Origin of the sequence: Pedobacter sp. CFBP9032, assembly GCF_034045265.1 — a bacterium.
In the GTDB taxonomy this organism is placed as follows: Bacteria; Bacteroidota; Bacteroidia; order Sphingobacteriales; family Sphingobacteriaceae; genus Pedobacter.
In genome coordinates this window covers 435,680-459,787 of the sequence record NZ_JAXCWE010000001.1, presented here as the reverse complement: position 1 = coordinate 459,787, position 24,108 = coordinate 435,680, and the positions used below count along the sequence as shown (strand labels likewise).

The following is a 24,108-nucleotide window of genomic DNA, read 5'->3' as shown; positions in this document are numbered from 1 at the left end:
TAGGTCACCATTTAACCTAAACATCAATTCTTTTCATGAGATACATTTACCTCACCGGATTATTCTTCCTGTCTTTTAATTTATTCGCTCAGAAATCGCCTTTAAGGGCAGAAGTTGCTAAAAAGGCAGATGCGATCGAACAAAAAGTAATCACCTGGCGAAGAGATTTTCATGAACATCCAGAATTAGGAAATACAGAAATGCGAACTGCTGGTATTATTGCTAAACACTTAACTTCTTTAGGTTTCATTGTAACCACTGGCGTAGCAAAAATTGGTGTGGTAGGAATTTTAAAAGGCGGCAAACCTGGTCCGGTGGTAGCATTGCGTGCAGATATGGATGGCTTACCAGTTACTGAACGTGTAGATGTTCCGTTTGCTTCAAAGGTAAAAACCCAATATAACGGGCAGGAAGTTGGCGTGATGCATGCTTGTGGTCATGATAGTCATGTAGCCATATTGATGGGGGTTGCAGAAGTGTTGAGCACCATGAAAAAAGATATTCAGGGCACCGTTAAATTTATTTTTCAGCCTGCAGAAGAAGGTGTACCTGCTGGTGATGAAGGTGGGGCGGCATTAATGATTAAGGAAGGTGTTTTAGAAAATCCAAAAGTCGATGTCATCTTTGGCCTGCACATCAACTCTCAAACAGAAGTTGGAAATGTAACCTATCGCCCTGGTGGCACAATGGCTGCTGTTAACGATATGAAAATTACAGTTACTGGCCGCCAGGCCCATGGAGCCTATCCGTGGAGCAGTATCGATCCTATTGTGGTATCAGCCCAGATTATTAATAATTTGCAAACCATTGTGAGCCGCAATTTGAATGTAACAGAAAACCCGGGCGTGGTGACTATTGGTGCCATTAACGGTGGTGTTCGTTCGAATATTATTCCAGAAAAGGTAGAGATGTTAGGCACGGTTCGTAATTTTAGTAAGGAAGATGAAGCCATGTTCATTGATCGGATTAAAACAATTGCCACTAAAACAGCAGAGGCAAATGGCGCAACAGCTGATGTGAAAATCCCATTCAGTAACCATTATCCGGTTACGTTTAATAATATTGCCTTAACGGAAAAAATGTTGCCAAGCATGCAGGCTACAGCTGGTGCAGATCATGTATTGTTACGTCCACCTGTTACTGGCGCAGAGGATTTTTCATTTTTCCAGGAGAAAGTTCCTGGTTTATTTGTTTTTTTAGGGGGAATGCCGAAGGGCAAAGACCCTCTAAAAGCACCATCACACCATACGCCAGATTTTTATCTTGATGAAAGTGGTTTTGTATTAGGCGTTAAATTGCTATCTAATCTTACGCTGGATTATATGGGGATGAAAAAATAAAGGAACGCATCTTTTTAATCTTAAATAACTTACCCTGATCATATGAATTGAGCCGCTCACCATGCCCGATGCTCAATTCGATTTTATATATTTGCGGTTATGACAAAAGAAAACTTGCAGGATTTAAGGGACAGAGTAACGTCCCTGAGGAGGCATCTTTGACGTTGATGAGCTACTTTACGCCATTCGCGAAGAAGAAAAATTAACCATGGCACCCGATTTCTGGGATGATCCAAAGAAAGCAGAAAAAATTCTTGCTGAAATCAGCTCCAAAAAAAAGTGGACAGATGGTTTCAATGATACCAATAACGCAGTAGAAGATGCTGCGGTAATGCTGGAGTTTTTCCAGGCTGGCGATGCGTCAGAAGCAGAAATGAAAGAGCAGTTCGAAGCCAGTACCCAAGCGGTAGAGGAGCTGGAGCTGAAAAATATGCTTCGCAATAAGGAAGATCAGCTATCTGCCGTAATGCAAATTACAGCGGGAGCTGGTGGTACAGAAAGTTGCGATTGGGCATACATGCTTATGCGGATGTACATCATGTGGGGCGAAAAAAACGGCTATAAAATTACCGAACAGGATAGTCAGGAAGGAGAGATTGCCGGAATAAAATCGGTAACGCTTCAGTTTGATGGAGATTTCTCTTATGGATATTTAAAAGGCGAAAATGGCGTACATCGTTTGGTAAGGATTTCTCCTTTCGATTCGAATGCCCGCAGGCACACCTCCTTTGCTTCGGTATACGTTTATCCCTTAGTGGATGATACGATTCAGATCGACATTAACCCGGCAGACATTGAATTTGAAACCTTTAGAGCAGGTGGTGCTGGTGGACAGAACGTAAACAAGGTAGAAACGGCTGTTCGTTTATATCATAAGCCGTCTGGTATCATTATCAAAAATCAGGAATCCAGGTCGCAATTACAGAATAAAGAAAATGCCATTCGCTTATTAAAGTCGCAGCTTTATGAAATTGAAGAGCGTAAACGGAATGATGCCATTGCAGCAGTAGAAGGTTCGAAGAAAAAAATAGAATGGGGATCGCAAATCAGAAGTTATGTTTTGGATGACCGTAGGGTAAAAGATCACCGTACAAATTATCAGACATCAAATCCGGACGCGGTTTTAAATGGTGATATTAATGAGTTTTTGAAAGCGTATTTAATGGAATTTTAATTCGGGGCATTCGATTAGCTAAACTTATTCTTATTATATTTGATTTGCTAGTATTAATAATTAATTTGATCATTATGAATACATTAACGATAGAATTAACCAACCAGAAAGCTTATAAACTTTTAAAGGATTTAGAAGAATTAAACCTTATTAAGGTAATTAATGATTCAACTAAAATATCCGCTTTGAGAAATCAAATTAAAAGTCCGATGAATGCTGGAACTATTGACGAGCAATTAAACCATTTGCGTGCAGAATGGCAGAGAGATATTTAATAGATACATCAGCAGCCATAAAATATCTAAATGGGACTTTTCCATTGAAGGGGTTGCAATTTATGGATCATGTAGTAGACGTCGAATCAATTTTGTCATTTATATCTGAAATTGAATTGCAAGTATGGAATCCTGAGGATCCTGATGATATCAATATTTATAAACAATTTGTATCTAATTCGATTATATTATTTCTTGAAAATGGGATTATTCCTGAAACAATAAGGGTTAGAAAAACCTATAATTTGAAATTACCTGATGCATTGATTGCTGCAACATGTTTAATTAATAATATGACGCTAATAGCCGATAATGATAAGGATTTCGCTAGAGTTGAATCCCTAGTATGTATTAATCCAAATAATTTATAAAGCAGTGAATAGACTTTTCTTAATTTTGATCATTTCTCATCTAGTTGTTATGGCAGAAGCCCAGGAAGTGATTCCAATCTACAACGGGAGCATTCCGGGAGCAAAATCTACCCCCTCAACTTATGTAGAAAATACAGAAGTTAGATCAAACGGAACATTAAGCATTACTAAGGTGTCGGTACCCACTTTAACCGTTTTCGAAGCGCCGAAAAATATTGCGACTGGTACTGCGGTGATTATTTGTCCTGGCGGGGGGTATGGCGCGCTGGCTTTCAGTCACGAGGGAATAGATGTTGCGAAACGTTTCAATGCCATTGGTATAACTGCTTTTGTATTCAAATATCGTTTGCCGAGCGATGAGATTATGGTTGATAAAACCTATGGTCCGCTACAGGATGCGCAACAAGCAATTTACCTGGTTCGAAAAAACGCTAAAAAATATGGGATTAAGAAAAATAAGATCGGAATCCTGGGCTTTTCAGCAGGCGGCCATTTTGCTTCAACCTTAGTAGCTCATTATAATGATTTAAAAATTGATAATCCTGAAAAGATAGATCTTCGTCCAAATTTTGCAGTATTGGTATACCCGGTAATCAGCTTTGAAGAATCGGTACACGCAGGAACAATGAAAAATCTATTGGGTGCCTCGCCAACAGATAGCTTAAAACACTATTTCTCTGCCAATAAAAACGTTAATAAGAAATCGCCGCCGGTTTATTTTGTGCACGCCAAAGATGATAATGCTGTTCCTTATGCCAATAGTATTTTGATGAGTGAAGCACTAAAGGCTCAAGGTATTAATTCAGACGTTTACCTTTATGAAAAAGGCGGTCATGGTTTTGGATTAATCAATAAAACTTCTGATGTAGATTGGTTTAATTTAATGGCGGTGTGGCTTAAAAAGCAAAAGTGATGACATTTGCCAATCACTAAAATTGTGGAAATATGATTGCGAAACAGACTGACTGTTATTTGCATTAATTTTTAATATATTTGCAGCCAGTAATTTACGTCCTCAGTTTATAAAAATGAATAAGCAGATTAAATTTTTCATGGTAGCTTTCGTTGCCATTATTTCCATTCTAAGTTGTAAAAAAGAAATCGACTATAGCGATCCCAATAGTAATGGCTGTCAGTTAACCAGTTGGAAATTAATTAGTGGGACGGGGGAATTTACCCTTAACATGGAATATGATGCTATTGGCCGTGTAATAAAGGAATCTGATTCAGAGGGTGAAACGTATACAAGGGTTTTTACGGCGAATAAAATTACGGCAACTGATCCGGATGGTGTTGTGGATGAGTTGATATTATCTAATGGCAGGGCAATATCCAGTGGAAGCGGGGGAGTAATTGAAGCTGGCGTTGCGAGATTTGAGAATACCAAAAAGTACAGCTATGATGCAGATGGATACCTTACTAAAGTTGAAACCTATCAAAGTGGAATTTTAGTGCAAACTAACGTTTTCAGCTACGCAGATGGCAATTTAATTAAATCTGTGATTAGAGAGGGCTCAACCGGAGAAATCCAGAATACCACAACATTCACCTATAGAAGCGAAAAAGCGGTTAATACATCTCTTAGTTCAGACCCATTAACAACTTTCGTTGATTACCAGAAAGGTGGTTATTTTGGGAAAGCCTCAAAAAATTTCATAGCCTCAGAGTCTTACACCTCATTTGATCCATTAGGGAATACTTTGGTGATAGACAATTCCGTATATTCATATCAGTTTGATTCGAAGGGGAATGCAACCGTATTAAATATAACAAGTACGTCTACACTTAACAATGGTGGTGCAGGTACACCCGATACTTCAACCTATAAGTATGAAATGATCTACAATTGCAAATAGCACCTAAACTGCAGCTACATCGTAAATATAAAATTATCACAATTTGGCATGTTAAGCATGTCTAAGAACTGTTAATTACTTATTTTAACAATCTTTATACTACCCTATCCACGCGGTGGAAGCGAGGAGATCCTGAATCAAGTTCAGGAAGGAAGCCGTTTTAATTCACCTTTCATGGATGTCAAAAAAAGGTTGGTTTTGTCAGAAAGTATCTTCACATTTCACCAATCTTAATATCTAAAATAAAGTAGTAGCAAATTATTGCAAGGATAAATACATTAATTAATTCTCCCAATAATTGTCTATTTTCGTTTGATATGAAACGCTTTGGCTTATTTCTTTTGATAATCTTGTCGTATTGTACTGTAGCTTTGGCTCAAAATCCTGTTCTCACAAAGAGAATAAAAAAAGAAACTGTTGCTAACATTTCGAAAAGTCTTAAAGATAACTACATTTTTCTTGATACTGCGCTGCGGATGGGAGATTTCATTAATCTGCAATTTAAAATTGGTGCTTACGATACCATCCATTCACAAAATGCTTTTGCTTATAAATTGACTACAGACCTACAGTCGGTTTATCACGATGGTCACTTGTCTATTAGCTATGATCCACCTGGAGCGAATGCTGAAGAAGAAGCGGATACCGTAGTACAAAAAGCACGAAGACCTAAATTCAGAAAGCAAGTAAATTTCGGAATGGAGAAGGCCGAGATTATGGAAGGAAATATTGGGTATTTGAAGTTGAGGGGTTTTTTTCCTCCAGATCAAGAAATGAAGGCTACGATTACTGCTGCATTACGGTTTGTAAGTAACAGCAACGCACTCGTTATCGACCTCCGGGATAACATGGGCGGAGATCCGGCTGCTGTGAGTTTTGTCTGCGGATTCTTTTTTAATGAAAGAACTCACCTCAATGATCTCTATTGCCGCAAAGATGGCTCTTATACTGAGTTTTGGGCGACACCGGATACTACTTTGGCAGCTCTTAAGACAATACCTATTTATATTTTAACCAATAAGCAAACCTTTTCGGCTGGTGAGGAATTTGCTTACAATCTGCAAGCCCAGCACCGTGCCCTAATTGTTGGTGAACGTACCGGAGGCGGTGCGCATCCTGTTGCACCAGAGCCAGTAGGTAATAGCTTTACTGCTAATATCCCAAATTCGAGGGCGATCAACCCGATAACAAAAACTAACTGGGAAGGGGTTGGCGTAAAGCCTGATAAAGAGGTAATTGCCGACCAGGCGCTTACTACAGTATTGAAATTGATAAAAGAGAATTAACCTCGAATTAACCCAACGAAGATATATCGAAATTGATAAAGCATTTTCAAATTTTATAATTGTGAAACAGCTTAATCCTTAATAATTTTTATTGAATTAGATTTTAGCTCTTTTTGCAAATATTCAAACTTCGTCCGAAACGTTCATTCGTGTGTTGTTACCGGTTGTGTGTTCCACCAACCGAATTATACCATAAATATTTCAAAAAGGTTTGAGTTGATTTAGGCCCCTAACCAATAGCATATACTAAATTTTGAATTTTACAATAAAGCCCTTATTTATTTTCTCAATTCGGTGTCAATCACATCCAGCAACCCGTTTTTGTAAGGATCGTCGTTCAGTTCCCAGAACATGATGCCGTTCAGCTTTTGATCAACGACGTATCTTGTTTTTAATGCAATTGATTTTTCATTATCGAAGGTTACCAAACGTTTGGTGGCGGCATTATAGTAATATGGCGCTTTTGCCTCATCATCCCAATAATATTGATAGCCACTTTCTTTGCTGAAAAAAGTTTTGTAATCTCTGGATGATACGCCGCTTAAAAATTTAGTTGGCTGATATAAACCATGATTGGCATCGGTGGTATTTTCGAATATTCTGGCATAGAAAGCTGCTCCTAAAGCAATTTTATTGGCAGGAACGCCATATTTAATCATTTCCTTAATGGCAAAATCTGCTGATAATTGTTGCGTTGCCGTAGAATAGAGAGGTGTATGGTGACCACTGGTTTTTGCATAACCACCTACCAGATCGTAACTCATCAGATTTACCCGATCTACTAAAGGCATTACCTTTTTCCACTCAAAACATGAGTCCAGGCAGTTTTTGGTTCCACCAGCGGCGAAGCTGATTTCTGCTTTTTTGCCCAATTCATCTCTTAAGGCCTTAATCAGCAGGGTGAAATTTTGCTTGTCTTCCTCCATATATTTGTGGCCCGGGTAACCTTCAACAGCAGGATATTCCCAGTCGATATCAATTCCATCTGCTTTAAAATAATCTAACAGAGATTTAGTGGTCTTCGCAAACATTTTTCTCCCATCGGCCCTGCTGAAAACTTCAGAGCAGTCCGGGCAAGCGCTCCAACCGCCCATTGCAATCATCACTTTTAAATCTGGATTTCGTTTTTTTAAACTAACCATTTTGGTAATCAATGCAGAATCTTTAGCTGAACTGATATGCATACTATCGCCTTTTAAATGACCAAAACTATAAATGAGGTGACTAATTTTTTCTATCGGAAAACTGTCGATTACCGTTCCATTGCCGGTATGATAAGCAATTACGTTAGGTTTTTTGGTTTTTTGTGCTGAAAGATTCGTGCTGAAGAAAATAAACAGGAAGGTAAGCGAAAGGAAAAATAAGGATTTGGTTTGCATCTTAAATGTTAGTTGGTTTTTGGCTCTTCTTTAATAATATCTTGTAGTTCGTTTAATTCTTTAACTTTTTCTGTCGCACTGGCGTTTTCATAGGCAGAAATTAAATTTCGGATCACCCTGCGGATGATATCGGTGTTGCTGCAAGGTTTGTAATATTCAGGAAGTGGTTCTAAGTTCAGCTGACGAAGAAATTGGTCTACATCGTGTTTGCCAAAGATATTTCCACGGTTAAAAGCATTGATATAAAATAAAACACTATAATCTGTTCCTTGCTGCTTGCTATCATCAATATATCCTAAAATGAAGTGTTGAGGTAAATTGATTCCATAAACTGGCAAGTCTAACTTTTGAGCGAGGGTAGAATAGATAATTGCCAATGAGATCTGATTTCCTTTCTTACTTTCTAAAACCTGGTTTAAGTAAGAGTTTTGAGGATCATGGTGATTTTTTGTGTTTCCACCGAAGCCATATTGCTGATATAAAACATGGTTAATGAGTTTAACTTTCTCAACCGAACTCATTTCATATTGCAGGCCTAGCCAGATATCCCGTTTAATTTCTTCGATATGATTGATTATTTTTTGTTCATCAAGATCGGGATATTGATAACGATTTATAATCATGGCACCCTGGAGCAAATCAAATGCACCACTTAAATACCATAAGTTGAGGTCTTCTTTAACTGCACTAAACTGAATCTGGTGCACTATGTTTTCAATACGTTCCTGCAAAAGCCCATCGAAAGATTGCTCCCAGGCATTTTCCAGGTAATGGATCACCTCGCCACCATATTCAAGCAGTTTTTTCTCTACATGATGATAAACCTCTTCATCAGGATCATCGAGCAATTTAACTAAAGCACTTATCTCTGTGATATTTTCCATAAAACATATAACCCGTATGCGGCGATTAATTACTTTTGCAATATGCTATTTCAATTCATTACCGATTACTTAAAACACCAATTAACAGCTAAAACCAGACATGGAACGCACTCGCCATTTGTGTACAAGCTCGCTGATGAGGTAATTTACGATTTTACAGACAAATCTGAATACAAAAATATAGAACAGCAAAGAAAAAAACTTTTTTCTGACGAATCGGTTATCATGGTTACCGATCTGGGTGCGGGTTCTCACCTTAATAAAAATAGAACAAAGAAGGTTAATCAGATCGCTAAAAATGCGTTAAAAAGTCCGCGTTTAGCGAAGTTAATTTATCGTTTAGCTAAAGATATCCAGCCTAAAACTGCAATTGAATTGGGGACCTGTTTAGGGATTACAACTTCATATCTCTCCAAAGCTTGCCCAGATGCAGAAATTGTTACCATAGAGGGGTGTCCGCAAACAGCTGAAGTAGCCAAGCAAAATTTTAACGACCTGGAGTTAAATAATATCGAACTTCATGTAGGAAATTTCGATGGCATTTTACCAGATATTATTGCCAGGCAACCGAGCCTGGATTTTGTTTACATTGATGGCAACCATAGAAAGGATGCCACACTGAATTATTTTAAATGGTGTTTACCTAAAATAACGGAAGATTCTTTGCTAATTTTTGATGATATTTATTGGAGCCAAGGCATGAAGGAAGCCTGGGCAGAAATTAAAAACCATCCAGATGTTACCGTAACGGTAGATTTATTCTGGATTGGTCTGGTGTATTTTAAGAAAGGCCAGGCAAAAGAACATTTCAAGTTAAAATTTAAGCAGTGAAAATCGAACCCAAATTAAAAGGCATTCAAAAGTTATCGGCGCTATATATATTGCTGATTAGTCTTTTTGTTGGCGTATCAGGTTTCTTTGCGTCACTGCTTTTTCAAACAGAAACACTTACGCACATCATGTTTGGCTGGGATATTTTCTGTCTGATGTTAATTAGCCTGCATTGGTATATGTTTTTCAATACTTCTACTGCAGAGACCCGTTTAAAGGCTGTAAAGCAAGACGAAACCAGGGGCGAGATTTTCGCTATCGTTTTAGTATCTACTTTTGCTGGCTTACTTGCTGTGGTTTTATTATTGATCAACCATGATGTTAAGCCGCTTGATCTGGTAATTGCTATTTCAGGAATGTTTTTATCCTGGTTTTTGGTTCACACGACTTTCAGTATGCGTTATGCGCATCTTTTTTATGAAGATAGCGATCAACCATCCGCATCTAAACAAGGATCCGGACTTGAATTTCCAGGCGATGATGCGCCAGATTTTATCGACTTTGCTTATTTTTCATTTGTGCTTGGGATGACTTTTCAGGTTTCTGATGTAGAGATTTCTTCTCGCAAAATCAGGCGATTATCGCTGCTCCACAGCTTAATTGCATTCGTTTTTAATACGGTAATTGTGGCGTTGACGATTAATGCATTGGCAGGATTGGGAAAGTAAATTAATTGAGGTGTTTATTCGGATGTTCATGGCGCACCGACGAAGCAATCTCAATGCGATCGCTATAGCAATCGCATGCTGTTGCACGAAGCATCTGTGAGCTATAAAACTTTGAACGATCAATTATCGAACGACATCCCTTCCCAGGTTGCCGCAATTAAATTTTATTTTGTCCTTGCCGGACGGGCTTATTTTCTCCTGGCACCAAAAGAAACAAGAGTGCCGGCTCACAATTTTTCTATGGAAGTCAGTAGGTGGGGCTGGGTCAGTGCCAACCGAAAAATTGACCATGCCAGTCTAAGAGCAGAACGAAGAAACAGTGGTTTGGCTTTACTAGCTATTTATACCAATCGCTATCTACGCATTGCAATTTCCCTCGTCTGGTGGGGTGCCTGAAAGGTGGGGTGATTTGTCCGGCTTCACTAATTCCTTCCCAATTGTAACGTAACAATAATATTGGGTGTTTTTACACCATTTCCGTCGTTGGGAGGCATGATGCAATCTTAAAACACGATGTCTTTGCAGATATGATTATTCGCGCGCTACATGTTGGTTAATCCCCAGATGTACGTTAGTTACAGGTAACGTAGTTATGAAGCATAAATAGCCTAAGGGTGGACTTAATGTGGATTTGAGGTGGACTTGAGTATGAGGCTGTTGCCAAAATAACCCGATTGTCTTATACTAATGGTCAACAGGATTGGTCGCGCCTTTCATTACCCTAATATAGTTAATTATGATTACATATATTAGGATTGTGCGATTTTTTATGGCAGCGAGTGGTAAAAAATATATTTTGCGAAGAAAGGTTATTCCTGTCAATTGTATAAGAACCGGAGAAAATGATCTGGATTTTGGGCATGCTTTTCTCTATATCGTTAATGCCCCTATTGCAATCTGTTTTAAGTCTGCTTTTACTATAAACTGATTTTTCAATTATATAACTTATTTTTAAGTTGTAAAACTGAAAAATAAGTTATATATTTGGGTATGGAAGAATTAACCAAATCGGAAGAGCGCATTATGCAGGTTTTATGGAAGCTAAAAAAAGCTTTTGTAAAAGATATTATCGATGAACTTGATGATGAGCCAAAGCCTCCTTACAACACCATTTCATCAATCGTTCGGCTTTTGGAAAAAAAGGGTTATGTTAACTATAAAGCTTATGGCAAAACTTACGAGTATTTCCCTGCCATTACTAAAGATCAATATACGAAGACAACTTTTTCTAAGCTATTTTCAGGTTATTTTAATAATTCGCCAGCGAGCCTTTTATCCTTTATGGTGAAAGAAGAAAAATTAAGTGAAAGCGATATAGAAGAAATCAAGAAAATCATCAACCAAAATCAGAACCTATGATTTTATTCTATCTCCTAAAGGTTTCTGCATGTACAGCAATGTTTTTTGCGGTGTACCAGCTGTTTTTGGTGAAGCTTACATTTTTCAATTTAAATAGGATTTACCTGTTGCTGATGTTGCTCCTGAGTTTTACCATTCCAGCATTAACGGTAGAACGGTTACACGATGTTGAAAAGACTGATAATGAGGTTAAATCTAAAGTGCTATATAGTAATGAGCCCGGATTTGAAAAGGATGTTATTGAAGTAAGCGGTTTAGTAAATCCTGGGTTAAACTGGATGGAAATCTTTAATTATCTTTATGTAATCGTTTTTACGATTTTCATAATGAGGTGGCTTTTCGTGTTTTTCCACATTAAAAATCAGTTGCTCAAGCATACCATAGCACAGGAAGGTGACGCTTTATTCGTTCATCCTCAATCAACCCTAAAGAATTGTTCTTTCTTCAATACCATCGTGATTGATTCGGCTTTGCCTCCCGGTGAAAAGGCATTGGTTATTAAACATGAAACCGTTCATGTGCAGCAATTCCATGCGCTTGATAAGGTTTTGGTTAATCTGGCTACCGCTGTGCTCTGGTTTAATCCGGTTATTTATTTCTGGAGAAATGCTATTGACCACAACCATGAATTTTTGGCCGACCGGGAGATTTCAAAGATAGCAGATAAAAATACCTATGCTTCTTTACTATTAAATCTGGCCATGCCTGCTAATCATTTTTCAACCAATAATTTTAGTAAACTCCCATTAAAAAATAGGATTATGATGATGTACAAAGAATCCAATTCGAAGCTACAAAAGCTTGCGTATTTATTGATAGTGCCAGTGATCCTGGTTTGTTCGGTTGCCTTTGTAAACCGCAAAGATGTAGAGATTAGCAAGCCTGCGTTTGCAAAAAATCAGGATGAAGTAACTGGTGTAAATGTTAGCCCGATGGATTATTCTGAACATGCCATTAACTTGAATCCAAGCGCAGCATCTGCTTTTAAAGAGGTGGATATGATTTTAGTTGTGGATGCCGGGCATGGAGGAAAGGATGATGCAGTTACCGCATTAGATGGACAAAAGGAAAAAGATTTAAACCTTCGTGCGGTTAAAATCTTGAAAGAAGAGGCCGCCAAAAGAGGGATAAAGGTTATTTTAACGAGATCTGATGATCAGTTTTTATCACTTCGAGATCGCCTGCCAAAGCAAAAAGCTACTGCCTTTATTTCTATTCACCACAATGCGACGCTTGATGATCAGACAACTTCAAAGGGGATAGAGGTTTATGTTTCAAAATTGAACAGCAACATTAAAGTGGCCGAAAATCTCGGTGCAGGTATATTAAACAAGCTAAATGAACTGAAAGGCATTGAAGTAAAACCTGCTTTGAAGGATGCCAATTTACTTTTGTTAAGGGAATCTAAGGTGCCTGCGGTATTGATCGAAATGGGTAATATTTCTGATGAGCGCAATTTAAAGTTCATCAATGATAAGCAGAACGTCCGCAAGATGAGCAATCTCATTTTAGACGGCTTCGTGTCTTTTGTAAAAACGGGTTGTTAATTTAAAACGGATCGCATGGAATGGTTAAAATATTTGCTTGAAGTAAGCGCCTGCACCACGTTGTTTTTTGGCTTTTATTTCCTGGTTTTGAGAAGACTCACTTTCTTCAGGTTTAATAGAATTTATCTGCTGGGAACATTGTTAATGAGTTTTATTATTCCTGCGTTACAGTTTAATTTACAGCGCGAATTGGCAGTGAAACAGGCAGAAGTTTTACCCTATCATCCCGAATTAAAATTTAACAATGCCACATCCTTACAGCACAGTCAGCCTTTAAAAGTTGAATATAATGAAATAAACGCTCCGATAAATTGGTTCGGATGGCTTCCTTATGTTTATGGAGCAATTGGACTACTTATACTTTTCAGCCATTTGCTCAAGTTGTTTATGCTCTTGAAGTATACAACTAATTATGTGAAAAATGAAGCAGGTTTAAAACTGGTGTCAAAAAAGACTGGCTTTACCAATTGTTCATTTTTTAATTATGTATTTATTGATCATGACAGTTTAAGTGAGACCGAATTAGAGGCTTTAATCACGCATGAACAGGTTCATGCAAGACAGTTTCACGCTGTAGATAAGCTTCTGCTGGTGATGGTTAAATCGCTGCTTTGGTTTAATCCTATTGTTTATTTTTATGATTGGGCTTTGGAACAAGTGAACGAATATGAGGCGGATGAAATGACATCAGCTAACGTAGGCAATCATGCTTATGCAAATTTATTATTGAAATTAGCGATCACTAAAAACGAGATGCCATTGGTGCTCAATTTTGTTAAAAACCCGCTCAAAGATCGGATCAAAATGTTATTCAATTCAAAATCTAAGGGTATGAAAAAGTTAGTGTATTTGTTGGCTTTGCCAGTGGTATTTGGTCTGGTTTGGCTATTGTCGGTGGAAGTAGTTTACGCTGAAAGAGTCGTTCCCGAATACAAATTGAAAAGTGGAGATGTTAAAGTGATAGATTCAGCACAAGCCAGGTCAAATACTATTTTAAACCAGAAACAAAAAATCAAAAAGATATTGCGAAGTGATTCGGCAAAGAGATCATCAAGATCCGTTATTCCTAAAATTAAGTCTTTCAAAAAGATAACTGGAGATACCAAAACCAAAATTTCTTTGATCCATGATGCGGTGATTGAAATAAAATCGGATGTTTTGAGGGCTGAAAGCGTAGAATGGAATGAAGTGACGAACATTTTAACCGCTCGAAATGGTTCGCTAACCAATGATTTGGGCGATAAAACTGTTGCAAAGTTATTTATTTTCGATTTAGATAAAGGAAATTACAAAGTCTTTTCGGGTAAACAAGATTTTAAAGAAATAGATATCAGAAAAATACGATCCAAATCGTTTACTGAGCGCTCGAAAGTTTATTATAAAGGAGATTCTGTTAGAGTTAGCAAGAGGAAGTCAATAGCATACATTTATGGGCATGCAGAAGCTTCGGTCGATGAGACAAAAATTAAGGGTAGCAAAATTCTCATTAATTCTGCCGACCGATTACTTAAAGCAATCAATGCAACGATTATCTTAAAAAACCAAAAGCCTATTAAAGCAGATAGTATTTATTATGACTTTCGCATCGAAGGCTAAGTTATTTGGCACTGATCTAGATCGATAATGATAAAATTGATATTATCACTTTTGATTTTATTGCTTGCTTTTCAAGGTAAAGCACAGTTCAAAATTTCAGGAAAAGTTGAGAATGATAATATTACCTCTCAGCGTAATGTATCCATAAAATTGGCAGATCTTGACAATAAGGTAATTTATACTCAATCAGATACCTTGGGTAGGTATTCTTTCTCAAACCTCGGTGCAGGCAAGTATTTAGTTACTTTTTCGGCGATTGGCTTTAAAACACAGCAGAAAAGTTTTCAGCTACGAAGAGATACTTCTATTGACATTAAACTAGAAACGGCTTCGAATGAGCTTGCCGATGTTCAAATTAATTCTAAAAAGCCACTAATTGAAAAAAAGATCGATAGAACCATTTTTAATGTAGAAAATAGCGTAACCGCAATCGGTACAGATGCGCTTGAATTATTAGCCAAAGTTCCAGGCGTTCGGGTAGCAAATGATCAGGTTTCACTCGTGGGCAAGGGTGGTGTAAATGTGATGGTGAATGATAAATTGGTACAGCTGAGTCAGGATGATTTGTCAAATTACCTTAAATCTATTTCATCTGATCAAATTTCGAAAATAGAAGTGATTACAAATCCTCCGGCAAAATACGATGCACAGGGGAATAACGGCTTGATCAATATCGTGCTAAAAAAAACAACAGCTGAAGGTTTCAAAGGTTCCGTTAATACAGTTTTTACCCAAGCATCACATCCAACGGCATCGATGGGTGGAAATGTGAGTTATCGAAAAGATAAAATTACCGTCAATTCAACATTTAACATCAGAGAAGGTTCCATTGTACCTTTCGAACAAAGTACTATTTTCTACCCTTCGCAAAGCTGGAATGTAATTAACAAAGACCGAAATTTTAGAACGGTACCTAGTGGCCAAATTGGATTGGATTATAACATTTCCAAAAAAACAATGCTTGGTGCTGCGTACAATGGCGGTTATACAAATTTTCATTCGGGAGAAAATATAAAAACCAGGGTAACCAACGTCAATCAGCAGTTAGATTCTGTTCTAAATTCTGACGCAAATGCAAAAATTAGCTCCCACTATCATTCTGCAAATCTGTTTTTAAAACAAACGTTAGATTCAACAGGCAAACAGCTTAACATACATGCAGACTGGTTTACTTTTGCCGACGATAAAAACAGGTTTTTCAATAACAAGAGTTTTTTCGGTGATGGTACTATAATCCCTGGATCTTTTGCAGAATATTTATCAACGAGCAAACAAGGAATTACACTCTATACGCTAAAAGCTGATGTTGATTTGCCCTATAAAAGTTTCAAGGTTTCGTTCGGTACCAAACTTAGTTTTATTAGAAACGAAAGTAATATTGCTTTTTATAGAAAACGGAATGACATTTTTGCCGTCGATTTGAGTCAAAGTAATTTATTTACCTATCATGAAAACACTCAGGCCTTGTACGCTAATGTGAATAAGACCGTTAAAAAGTGGGATTTTCAACTTGGCCTGCGTTCGGAATATACCCAGATAAATGGAAATTCAATCAATCAAGAAATAAAGTCTAGGTATCTGCAGTTGTTTCCTACTTTCTATGCAACTTATCGTGCTAGCGATCAAAGTGCATGGAGCATTAATTATGGGCGTAGAATTAACCGACCAGCCTACCGCAAGTTAAACCCTTTTCGGTGGTACAGCAATCAATATGTTTATACTGAAGGTAATCCTTTTTTGCAGCCGTCTTATATCCACAACATCGAGCTTTCGCACACTTACAAAAGTGCGCTCACCAGTACTTTTTCATTTAGCGGGGCCACCAATGGTTTTGCTGATGTAAATTTTATCGATGTAAATTCGAATACCCAAGCCACTAAACCCGTAAACTTTATCACCGGATATAGTTACCAGTTTAGTAATTCTCTATTGTCGAACCCATTCGGAAATTGGCAAACCATTAATCAGTTTGATGTTTTTTACAATGTATCGAAGTCGGCAATTTTGGAAACAGAACTGAATTTGAGCAGAATGGGCGCATACTTTTCTACCTTAAATCAATTTGCGTTAAATAAATCGAAAACTTTTTTTGCTGATGTTAATTTTTGGTATCAATTTCCGACAGCTGAAGGGTTAAATGAAATTAAAAGCCAGTATAACTTAGATTTTGGAGTGAAGACTTTGCTGCTCAATAAAAAACTCCAGTTATCGTTAAGTGCAAACGATTTGCTGAAATCCAATAGGTATCGGTTTAGCAGTTTAATCAATAATATTAAACAGAATTACGATAATTATTACGATGCCAGACAGTTAAGAATTACTGCCCGGTTCAATTTTGGAAACGAGAAGATGAAACAAACGGATCGGAAAATGGGTAATGAGGAGGAGCGAAGGCGAAACAATTAAACTGATTAGTGTACACAACTCATTGCCCGATAATGACGGCTGTGGAACGATAAATGATTTGTTATCGCTGGTGGCAACCTCATTGCTTAAATGAAATTTGCCGAACAAGATTGTCGAGTTGTTCTTCTTCGCAAAGATATTCTTGGTTATTAAAAAGCCTCCGCTATACTAATATAAAACCCGCTCTGGCGTTTTTCGTTAGGCCTTTTTTCGCCAACGCCATAATCTAAACGAATGCTGATGCCTTTTTCAGGATCGAAGAAATACCTGAAGCCTGCACCGTAGTTGGGTTTAAATGATTTGGTAGAGAAGTTGTCAATCCCCCAAACCGTTCCCGTACCACCAAAAACCGTTGCGCCAAACCGACTGCTATAACGGTAACGCAATTCTGCCTGGAAGGCTAATAAATTTTCATCCCGGTAACGGCCACCATAATAACCACGCATCATTTCATCATTTCCTATTTGCGGAAGTAAATATATGGGCGTGTTTTTGCCAATAACCGTATTGTATAGCCCTTGTACGCCAATAGCGAAGCTTTTATTTAAAGACCAGAAATTTCTGGCGTCGATTTTAATCTGGCTGCCGGTAAAGTTTCCATCCGAAAATACATCGGGTGCATACTGGTAGGTTCCCCTTACAAAAAGACCCTTAGTGGTGTAGTTGTTGTTGTTTCTAGAATCATAGCTCTGCGATACGCCTAGATAAAAAACACTTCCCCGTCTATTGTTATAATAAGGATCGCGACTAAAAATGCCATCGGCTACCAAATCGCGGTACTTATAATTTTCAAAACCTATTGATGCGCCTGTATAAGCCTTTGGTAATAATTGTTTTTCGGCCTGAAAGAGCACCTTTATTTGTTGCTGAATTAACTTGTCTTCGTTTGCTTCTTTAGTGCTGTTACCAATGCCATAGAAATCGAAGGGCATTCTTTTAAATCGCAATTCTCCAATATAGTGGAATTTGTTTCCTTTCCCCCAGATGTCAATCATCGAACTCATGTTATAAGCTTTCAATGTTGAATAGTTTAAATTGAGGGTTACCGAAGATGGACGGTTTGTAGTATCTATCCGGTCCGTATAAAAACCCAATATGGCACCAACGCCGAACTGAAAGCCTGTTTCCTGTGCATATCCAAAGGAGGGGAGGGGTAAAAAACTAGCTTTACGCAGCGTATCTTTTTCGTTTGAAAGTAGCTTTTTAATCAATTTCATTTGTCCAAATGAGCTTCCTGAAATTAAGGCGAGAACAACGATCAGGTAATATTTTTTCATCGCCGCAAATTAACTGAAATTTTATTTAAGATTTATTAGTTCACTAGTCATTGGTCAATAGTTCATTAGGCAGTAGTCCATTGGTTAATAGCCCTGATCACTTGTTGCAAGTTTATATCTCATCTGCATAAAATCTTAATATAGCTTACTTAAATGATTCTTTTTCTGAGTATCACTAAAAACTTTGCGGCCTTTACAGCTAAATTTCAAGCTAAATGCCTATTTTTGCGGCAAATAAGACAAAACAAAATGAGCAATACTAGAGGACCAATATCTCAGTTTATGGAGCGTAATTACCTCCATTTTAATGCTGCGGCAATGATGGATGCGGCTAAAGGGTACGAAACGCATTTGGATGAAGGTGGTAAAATGATGATCACCCTTGCTGGCGCGATGAGTACTGCAGAATTGGGAATTTCACTTGCAGAAATGATCCGTCAGGATAAAGTAGCTATTATTTCATGTACAGGTGCTAACCTGGAAGAGGATATTATGAACCTGGTTGCACATTCTCATTATAAACGTGTACCAAATTATCGCGATTTAAGTCCGCAGGATGAGTGGGATCTTTTAGAAAACCATTATAACCGCGTTACGGATACTTGTATCCCGGAGGAAGAGGCTTTCCGCCGTTTGCAAAAACACATTCAGAAAATCTGGATGGATGCAGAAGCCGCTGGCGAACGCTATTTTCCACATGAATTTATGTACAAGATGCTTTTAAGCGGAGATTTAGAGCAGTACTATGAAATTGATCCTAAAAATTCATGGATGCTGGCTGCGGCTGAAAAGAATTTACCAATTGTTGTACCAGGATGGGAAGATTCTACTATGGGGAATATCTTCGCTTCTTATGTAATGAAAAAAGAACTAACCGCAACCACTGTTAAAGGTGGGATCGAATATATGGGTTGGTTGGCCGATTGGTATATTGCAAATAGCGGTGGCAAAGGAATTGGCTTCTTCCAGATTGGTGGTGGTATTGCCGGCGACTTTCCAATTTGTGTAGTTCCGATGCTTTATCAGGATATGGAAATGGAAAATATTCCTTTCTGGAGCTACTTCTGCCAGATCTCAGATTCCACTACTTCTTATGGTTCATATTCGGGTGCGGTTCCGAATGAAAAGATTACCTGGGGAAAATTAGATATCAATACACCAAAATTTATTGTGGAAAGTGATGCGACTATCGTTGCACCGTTAATGTTCGCCTGGATATTGAAACAATAAAAAGGAAAATCGAATAAAGCAAATAGATTTCATCATGCCCATTTGAGATAAAGGTCAAAAATGGGCATTTTTCTTGCCTGAAGGGCCAGAATCGGCATTTGTTTAGAATGATTATAAATTGTATTTCCGGTCACTATTATGTCATGGGATTTATTAATAAGTTATACTTTTGTTCAAGTTTTGATGGGGCTACCATAGCTCATGCATCAAGTTCACAACAAAAAGTAAATTAAATAAGTATAAAGTGTTCATTATGAGAGATATCTCGATGATTTTAAAAAGTGTTTGGAAGTCGTTATTCGTATTTTCAGCAATTTCTGTAATAGCAGTTTCGACTGTTAACGCGCAGGATGCTAAAGAGGGGAGAACGCTTTTCAAAGCTAAATGTTCGTCATGCCACGCCTTAGATGCGAAATTAGTCGGTCCTGCCTTAACTGGAGTAACCGATCGCCATTCAGAAGAGTTCCTTTTAAAATGGATTCCAAATTCTCAGGCGATGATCGCATCGGGAAATCCGGAGGCGGTTAAATTATTCAACGACAATGGTAAAGTAGCAATGACTTCTTTCCCTGAGTTGGATGAAGCTAAAGTAAAAGACATTTTAGCTTATATTCAAGAGGGTGAGCCTAAACCAGCTCCTGGAACTGCTGATGCTGGTGCATCTGCGAAAGAAGAAGGAACTTCAGGTTTATCGCTTGCAGGTATCATTGCCATTGTAATTGTTGCAATTGTTATTTTAGTGATCTTAGGTCGTGCCAGTAAGTTACTGGAACGCTTAATTCTACAAAAACAAGGCATCGAAATGGAAGAAGATGTGCCTTTGAAAGTAGGAATTCGCAAGATGTTCAAAAACAAGAAGTTCGTGATGTTCTTCATCTTGTGTTTAATTATCGCCTTAGGTTCATTTGGTTGGATGGGTATGTGGAATACTGGTGTTCATACCGGTTACCAACCAGTACAACCGATTAAATTCTCTCACGAGTTGCACGCCGGGATCAATCAGATTGATTGTCAGTATTGCCACAATGGAGCGTTTAAATCTAAAAATGCAACGATTCCTTCATTAAACGTTTGTATGAACTGCCACAAAGCAGTACAGGCAAGAGATAAATATGATGGTGAAATTTCTCCGGAAATCAAAAAGATCTACAATGCATTAGGTTATGATCCTGAAACTCAGAAATACGATGAGAGCAAATCAAAACCAATGGAGTGGGTACGTGTGCACAATTTGCCTGATTTTGCTTACTTCAATCACTCACAACACGTAGTGGTTGCAGAAGATGCAATTCGTAAGGCAAAAGGTCTTCAGCCAACAGAACCAGTGTGTTTCGCTTGTCATGGTCCGGTTAATACGATGGAAGAAATTTATCAATATTCTCCATTAACCATGAAATGGTGTATCAACTGCCACAAGGAAACTGATATTTCTGGTCAGAAAAATAATGCTTTCTACGCTAAGGTTATCGAAGCGCATGAGAAAATTAAAAAAGGCGAGAAAATCACACCAGCGTTATTGGGTGGTTTAGAGTGTGGTAAATGCCACTATTAATAGATAGAGTTTAGTAAGAACGTTCGAATAAACAGTAATATAGCTTAAATGGAAAGCAACAAAAAATACTGGAAAGGCCTAGAGGAGTATAACAATACACCCGATTTTGTTAAGAATAACAAAAACGAATTTGCCGAGCCACTTCCAATAGAAGATGTTTTAAATGAAGCAGGGTTAAGTACCGTTACCCCACGCCGCGACTTTTTAAAGGCGTTAGGTTTTGGTTTAGGTGCCGTTACTTTGGCTGCATGTCAAACAGCCCCGATTCATAAATCTATCCCTTACCTGGTAAAACCTGAAGAGGTTACTCCAGGTATTCCTAACTATTATACCTCGAGCTTTAACGGCCAGAGTATCTTAGTTAAAACAAGAGAAGGCCGTCCAATCAAAATTGAACCAAATCCTAATGCAGGTGAGTTTAATTGTGGAACAGACGCAAGAGCACAAGCTTCAGTTTTAGATTTATATGATGTTTCTAAATTAAAAACACCACTTCTTAAAAATGGAGAAACAACCTGGGCTAAACTAGATGGTTTTGTGAAAACTGAACTGGCTAAAGCGCAAGCTTCAGGGAAGAAAATCCGTGTGGTTGCTTCAACAGTTAACAGTCCTTCAACAAATGCTGTTTTAGCACAGTTTATTGCCAAATATCCTGCTGCTAAACTGGTTCAGTATGATGCTGTTTCTTATACAGGTATTATCCAGGCCAATCAAAACAGTTTTGGTAAAGCCGTATTACCGAAATATAACTTCGACAAGGCCGATTTAATTCTAAGTTTTGGTGCCGATTTTCTAGGTACCTGGATTAGCGGAGAAGAGTTTACTTCTCAATATACTGCTAACCGTAACTACAAATCTTTAGAAAGCAAAAAAATGAGCCGCCACATTCAATTCGAAAGTGGTATGAGCTTAACAGGTACTAATGCAGATACCCGTGTGCCGATTAAATTATCAGAAGAAGGTCCTGCTTTAATTGCTTTATACAATGCAGTTACTGGTCAGTCTTTACCTGGTGGAACATTAGGTAACAATACCACTGCTGATAAAGTAATCAAGCTAGCTGCGAAAGAATTATTGCAAAATAAAGGCAAAGCACTGGTAGTTTGTGGATCAAATGATGTGTCTACACAGATTCTTGTAAACGCAATTAACAGTGCAATCGGAAGCTACGGTACCACAATTGATTTAGATAATCCTTGTTATTTATATGCTGGTAACGATGCTGAATTTAACAGCTTAGTTGCCGAAATGAGTCGTGGAGAAGTTGGTGCAGTATTATTTTTAAACAGTAATCCTGTTTATGATTATATTGATGCAAAGAAATTCGAAACGGCATTGAAAAGTGTTCCTGCTAAAATTTCTTTCGCCGATCGTGCTGATGAAACGGCTTCACTTTGTGATGCTGTTGCCATTAACCATAACTATTTGGAGTCATGGGGTGATGCAAATGCATACGAAGGTTATTATTCAATCGTTCAACCTACTATCAATCCTGTTTTCAATAGCCGCCAGGCAGAAGAAAGCTTATTGGTTTGGGCTGATGCTCCGGTTAAAGATTATTACCAATTTGTTCGTAGCAACTGGGAAACCAAAATGCTACCTGCACTTGGCTTAAAATGGAATGATGTTTTAGAAAAAGGGGTAATCAAAATTGCACCGAAACCTGCTGCAGCTTATTCATTTACACAATCTGTTGCGCCGGTTGCGGCATCCATTTTAAACAGAAGTAAATCTTTAGCTAAAGATATCGAATTACAGGTTTACGAAAACATCCCAATGCGTGATGGTAAAAATGCGAACAATGCGTTTTTACAAGAATTACCTGATCCGGTTTCTAAAGTAACCTGGGATAACTATGTTGCCCTGGCGCCAAAGTATGCTGAGAAATTAAAAATTAAAGAATTTGATGTGGTTTCTGTTAAAGGAGCAAACGGATATTCTATAGATCTTCCTGTATTGATCCAACCTGGACAAGCACAAGGAACTGCATCAATTGCCTTAGGTTATGGCCGTACCAAAGTTGGTAAAGCGGGTAACGATGTAGGTAAAAATGCTTTCCCTTTTGTTTCATTCACCAACGGAACGATGCAATATGCTACTTCAGTAACCATTACTCCAACAGGCGGTTACTACGAATTGGCACAAACACAAACACACCACTCTTTCGAAGGTCGTGCAGTAATTAAAGAAGCAACTTTCAAAGAGTTCTTAAAAGATCCTGCAGCTGGTAACGAAAAAGGTGAGCATAAAGATTACGATCTTTGGGATCAATACGAAAAACCAGGTAATAACTGGGTAATGGCAATTGATTTGAATGCTTGTACCGGTTGTGGTTCTTGCGTGGTTGCCTGTAACGTAGAAAATAACATTCCTGTTGTAGGTCGTGATGAGGTTCGTCGTCGTCGTGAAATGCACTGGATTCGTATCGATCGTTATTACAGCTACGAAACACCAGAAGGTGATGTAACCAAAGAGAAGGAAATTGCTAATCTGGAAGATCTAGATCACGTTTCTGTGGTTCACCAACCCATGTTATGTCAGCACTGTGATCACGCACCATGCGAAACGGTTTGTCCGGTATTGGCAACTGTTCACTCATCTGATGGTTTAAACCACATGGCTTATAACCGTTGCGTAGGTACACGTTACTGTGCAAATAACTGTCCATACAAAGTTCGTCGTTTCAACTGGTTCAACTATTGGAATGATTCACGTTTCGATAACTACTTAAATAACGAGTTTACTCAATTGGTATTAAATCCTGATGTTACGGCACGTTCACGTGGTGTAATGGAGAAATGCTCAATGTGTATTCAACGTATTCAGGCAGGTAAATTAGAAGCTAAGTTGCAGAAACGTCCATTAAAAGATGGCGATATCAAAATGGCTTGTCAGGAAGCTTGTTCAGCAAATGCAATCATATTTGGTGATTCAAACGATCCTAATTCAGAAGTTTCAAAAGCTTTACGTTCTGAGCGTATTTACTACGTATTAGAAGAAATCAACGTGAAACCTGGTATCGGATATATGACTAAAATTAGAAACACAGATACAAAAGTACAAGCGTAAGCTTTAGC

The 24,108-nt window shown here is 38.0% G+C and carries 20 protein-coding genes; 17 read left to right on the top strand and 3 right to left on the bottom strand.

Annotation, left to right across the window (positions count from 1 at the left end):
- The first annotated feature begins 35 nt into the window (after nt 1-35).
- The 7 genes from SOM16_RS01915 to SOM16_RS01885 all read left to right on the top strand — a co-directional run bounded on the left by SOM16_RS01915 (nt 36) and on the right by SOM16_RS01885 (nt 6,302).
- On the top strand, nt 36-1,340 hold the full coding sequence (locus SOM16_RS01915) for an amidohydrolase (RefSeq protein ID WP_320462293.1): 1,305 nt from the start codon (nt 36-38) through the stop codon (nt 1,338-1,340).
- A gap of 99 nt (nt 1,341-1,439) precedes the next feature.
- Nucleotides 1,440-2,514, top strand: a protein-coding gene (prfB, locus tag SOM16_RS01910) for a peptide chain release factor 2 (RefSeq protein ID WP_320462292.1) whose coding sequence is annotated in 2 segments (ribosomal slippage) — nt 1,440-1,499 and nt 1,501-2,514 — 1,074 coding nt in all. Because the reading frame shifts where the segments join, the coding sequence is not laid out codon by codon here.
- A 74-nt stretch (nt 2,515-2,588) separates the two neighbouring features.
- The gene (locus SOM16_RS01905; RefSeq protein WP_320462291.1) at nt 2,589-2,789 is read left to right on the top strand and encodes a hypothetical protein; all 201 of its coding nucleotides are present in this window, start codon (nt 2,589-2,591) and stop codon (nt 2,787-2,789) included.
- Nucleotides 2,771-3,160, top strand: a complete 390-nt coding sequence (locus SOM16_RS01900; protein ID WP_320462290.1) for a type II toxin-antitoxin system VapC family toxin — start codon at nt 2,771-2,773, stop codon at nt 3,158-3,160. The genes SOM16_RS01905 and SOM16_RS01900 overlap by 19 nt, the downstream gene beginning before the upstream one ends.
- A gap of 49 nt (nt 3,161-3,209) precedes the next feature.
- Nucleotides 3,210-4,073 (top strand): alpha/beta hydrolase, encoded by an 864-nt coding sequence (locus tag SOM16_RS01895; RefSeq protein ID WP_320462289.1) that lies wholly within the window; start codon nt 3,210-3,212, stop codon nt 4,071-4,073.
- A gap of 115 nt (nt 4,074-4,188) precedes the next feature.
- Complete coding sequence (locus SOM16_RS01890; RefSeq protein WP_320462288.1) at nt 4,189-5,016, top strand: DUF4595 domain-containing protein; 828 nt, start codon at nt 4,189-4,191, stop codon at nt 5,014-5,016.
- A gap of 350 nt (nt 5,017-5,366) precedes the next feature.
- Complete coding sequence (locus tag SOM16_RS01885; protein ID WP_320462287.1) at nt 5,367-6,302, top strand: S41 family peptidase; 936 nt, start codon at nt 5,367-5,369, stop codon at nt 6,300-6,302.
- 278 nt (nt 6,303-6,580) lie between these two features.
- Here the strand turns inward: SOM16_RS01885 and SOM16_RS01880 are convergent, their stop codons facing one another.
- Both SOM16_RS01880 and SOM16_RS01875 read right to left on the bottom strand, forming a co-directional pair.
- Entirely contained in the window at nt 6,581-7,681 is a 1,101-nt protein-coding gene (locus tag SOM16_RS01880) for a glycoside hydrolase family 18 protein (protein ID WP_320462286.1), read from the bottom strand.
- Between the two features lie 8 nt (nt 7,682-7,689).
- Entirely contained in the window at nt 7,690-8,565 is an 876-nt protein-coding gene (locus tag SOM16_RS01875) for a transglutaminase-like domain-containing protein (protein ID WP_320462285.1), read from the bottom strand.
- 42 nt (nt 8,566-8,607) lie between these two features.
- On the opposite strand from SOM16_RS01875, the gene SOM16_RS01870 reads away from it, so the two are divergent.
- The 7 genes from SOM16_RS01870 (at nt 8,608) to SOM16_RS01840 (ending at nt 16,972) form a co-directional block, all read left to right on the top strand.
- A complete protein-coding gene (locus SOM16_RS01870) occupies nt 8,608-9,396 on the top strand; it encodes a class I SAM-dependent methyltransferase (protein ID WP_320462284.1) in 789 nt (262 codons plus the stop codon).
- The gene (locus tag SOM16_RS01865) at nt 9,393-10,064 is read left to right on the top strand and encodes a DUF1345 domain-containing protein (protein WP_320462283.1); all 672 of its coding nucleotides are present in this window, start codon (nt 9,393-9,395) and stop codon (nt 10,062-10,064) included. Before SOM16_RS01870 ends, SOM16_RS01865 begins: the two co-directional genes overlap by 4 nt.
- A 111-nt stretch (nt 10,065-10,175) precedes the next feature.
- Nucleotides 10,176-10,460 carry a hypothetical protein gene (locus SOM16_RS01860; RefSeq protein ID WP_320462282.1) on the top strand — a complete coding sequence of 95 codons (285 nt, stop codon included), beginning with the start codon at nt 10,176-10,178 and terminating at the stop codon, nt 10,458-10,460.
- Nucleotides 10,461-11,054: 594 nt separating this feature from the next.
- On the top strand, nt 11,055-11,423 hold the full coding sequence (locus SOM16_RS01855; protein ID WP_320462281.1) for a BlaI/MecI/CopY family transcriptional regulator: 369 nt from the start codon (nt 11,055-11,057) through the stop codon (nt 11,421-11,423).
- Entirely contained in the window at nt 11,420-12,970 is a 1,551-nt protein-coding gene (locus SOM16_RS01850) for an N-acetylmuramoyl-L-alanine amidase (RefSeq protein WP_320462280.1), read from the top strand. The genes SOM16_RS01855 and SOM16_RS01850 overlap by 4 nt, the downstream gene beginning before the upstream one ends.
- Nucleotides 12,971-12,985: 15 nt before the next feature.
- Complete coding sequence (locus SOM16_RS01845; protein ID WP_320462279.1) at nt 12,986-14,566, top strand: M56 family metallopeptidase; 1,581 nt, start codon at nt 12,986-12,988, stop codon at nt 14,564-14,566.
- A gap of 27 nt (nt 14,567-14,593) precedes the next feature.
- Nucleotides 14,594-16,972, top strand: coding sequence for an outer membrane beta-barrel family protein (locus SOM16_RS01840; protein WP_320462278.1), 2,379 nt, complete (start codon nt 14,594-14,596; stop codon nt 16,970-16,972).
- Nucleotides 16,973-17,121: 149 nt separating this feature from the next.
- On the opposite strand, the gene SOM16_RS01835 is transcribed toward SOM16_RS01840, so the two are convergent.
- Nucleotides 17,122-18,249, bottom strand: coding sequence for a polymerase (locus SOM16_RS01835; protein WP_320462277.1), 1,128 nt, complete (start codon nt 18,247-18,249; stop codon nt 17,122-17,124).
- A 249-nt stretch (nt 18,250-18,498) separates the two neighbouring features.
- Here SOM16_RS01835 and SOM16_RS01830 point away from each other — a divergent pair, with 249 nt between their 5' ends.
- From SOM16_RS01830 to SOM16_RS01820, 3 genes are all read left to right on the top strand, one after another.
- Nucleotides 18,499-19,479: a deoxyhypusine synthase family protein gene (locus tag SOM16_RS01830; protein ID WP_055903284.1), complete on the top strand. Its 981-nt coding sequence runs from the start codon at nt 18,499-18,501 to the stop codon at nt 19,477-19,479.
- A 253-nt stretch (nt 19,480-19,732) separates the two neighbouring features.
- Nucleotides 19,733-21,031: a c-type cytochrome gene (locus tag SOM16_RS01825; protein WP_320462276.1), complete on the top strand. Its 1,299-nt coding sequence runs from the start codon at nt 19,733-19,735 to the stop codon at nt 21,029-21,031.
- Between the two features lie 48 nt (nt 21,032-21,079).
- Nucleotides 21,080-24,100, top strand: coding sequence for a TAT-variant-translocated molybdopterin oxidoreductase (locus tag SOM16_RS01820; RefSeq protein WP_320462275.1), 3,021 nt, complete (start codon nt 21,080-21,082; stop codon nt 24,098-24,100).
- The last annotated feature ends 8 nt before the right edge of the window (nt 24,101-24,108 follow it).

Coding starts and splice junctions, on each gene's coding strand:
- SOM16_RS01855 (WP_320462281.1), top strand. CDS start 11,055: ATGGAAGAATTAACCAAATCGGAAGAGCGCATTATGCAGGTTTTATGG.
- SOM16_RS01900 (WP_320462290.1), top strand. CDS start 2,771: ATGGCAGAGAGATATTTAATAGATACATCAGCAGCCATAAAATATCTA.
- SOM16_RS01905 (WP_320462291.1), top strand. CDS start 2,589: ATGAATACATTAACGATAGAATTAACCAACCAGAAAGCTTATAAACTT.
- SOM16_RS01825 (WP_320462276.1), top strand. CDS start 19,733: ATGAGAGATATCTCGATGATTTTAAAAAGTGTTTGGAAGTCGTTATTC.
- SOM16_RS01850 (WP_320462280.1), top strand. CDS start 11,420: ATGATTTTATTCTATCTCCTAAAGGTTTCTGCATGTACAGCAATGTTT.
- SOM16_RS01875 (WP_320462285.1), bottom strand. CDS start 8,565: ATGGAAAATATCACAGAGATAAGTGCTTTAGTTAAATTGCTCGATGAT.
- SOM16_RS01830 (WP_055903284.1), top strand. CDS start 18,499: ATGAGCAATACTAGAGGACCAATATCTCAGTTTATGGAGCGTAATTAC.
- SOM16_RS01820 (WP_320462275.1), top strand. CDS start 21,080: ATGGAAAGCAACAAAAAATACTGGAAAGGCCTAGAGGAGTATAACAAT.
- SOM16_RS01870 (WP_320462284.1), top strand. CDS start 8,608: ATGCTATTTCAATTCATTACCGATTACTTAAAACACCAATTAACAGCT.
- SOM16_RS01845 (WP_320462279.1), top strand. CDS start 12,986: ATGGAATGGTTAAAATATTTGCTTGAAGTAAGCGCCTGCACCACGTTG.
- SOM16_RS01890 (WP_320462288.1), top strand. CDS start 4,189: ATGAATAAGCAGATTAAATTTTTCATGGTAGCTTTCGTTGCCATTATT.
- SOM16_RS01840 (WP_320462278.1), top strand. CDS start 14,594: ATGATAAAATTGATATTATCACTTTTGATTTTATTGCTTGCTTTTCAA.
- SOM16_RS01880 (WP_320462286.1), bottom strand. CDS start 7,681: ATGCAAACCAAATCCTTATTTTTCCTTTCGCTTACCTTCCTGTTTATT.
- SOM16_RS01835 (WP_320462277.1), bottom strand. CDS start 18,249: ATGAAAAAATATTACCTGATCGTTGTTCTCGCCTTAATTTCAGGAAGC.
- SOM16_RS01895 (WP_320462289.1), top strand. CDS start 3,210: ATGGCAGAAGCCCAGGAAGTGATTCCAATCTACAACGGGAGCATTCCG.
- SOM16_RS01915 (WP_320462293.1), top strand. CDS start 36: ATGAGATACATTTACCTCACCGGATTATTCTTCCTGTCTTTTAATTTA.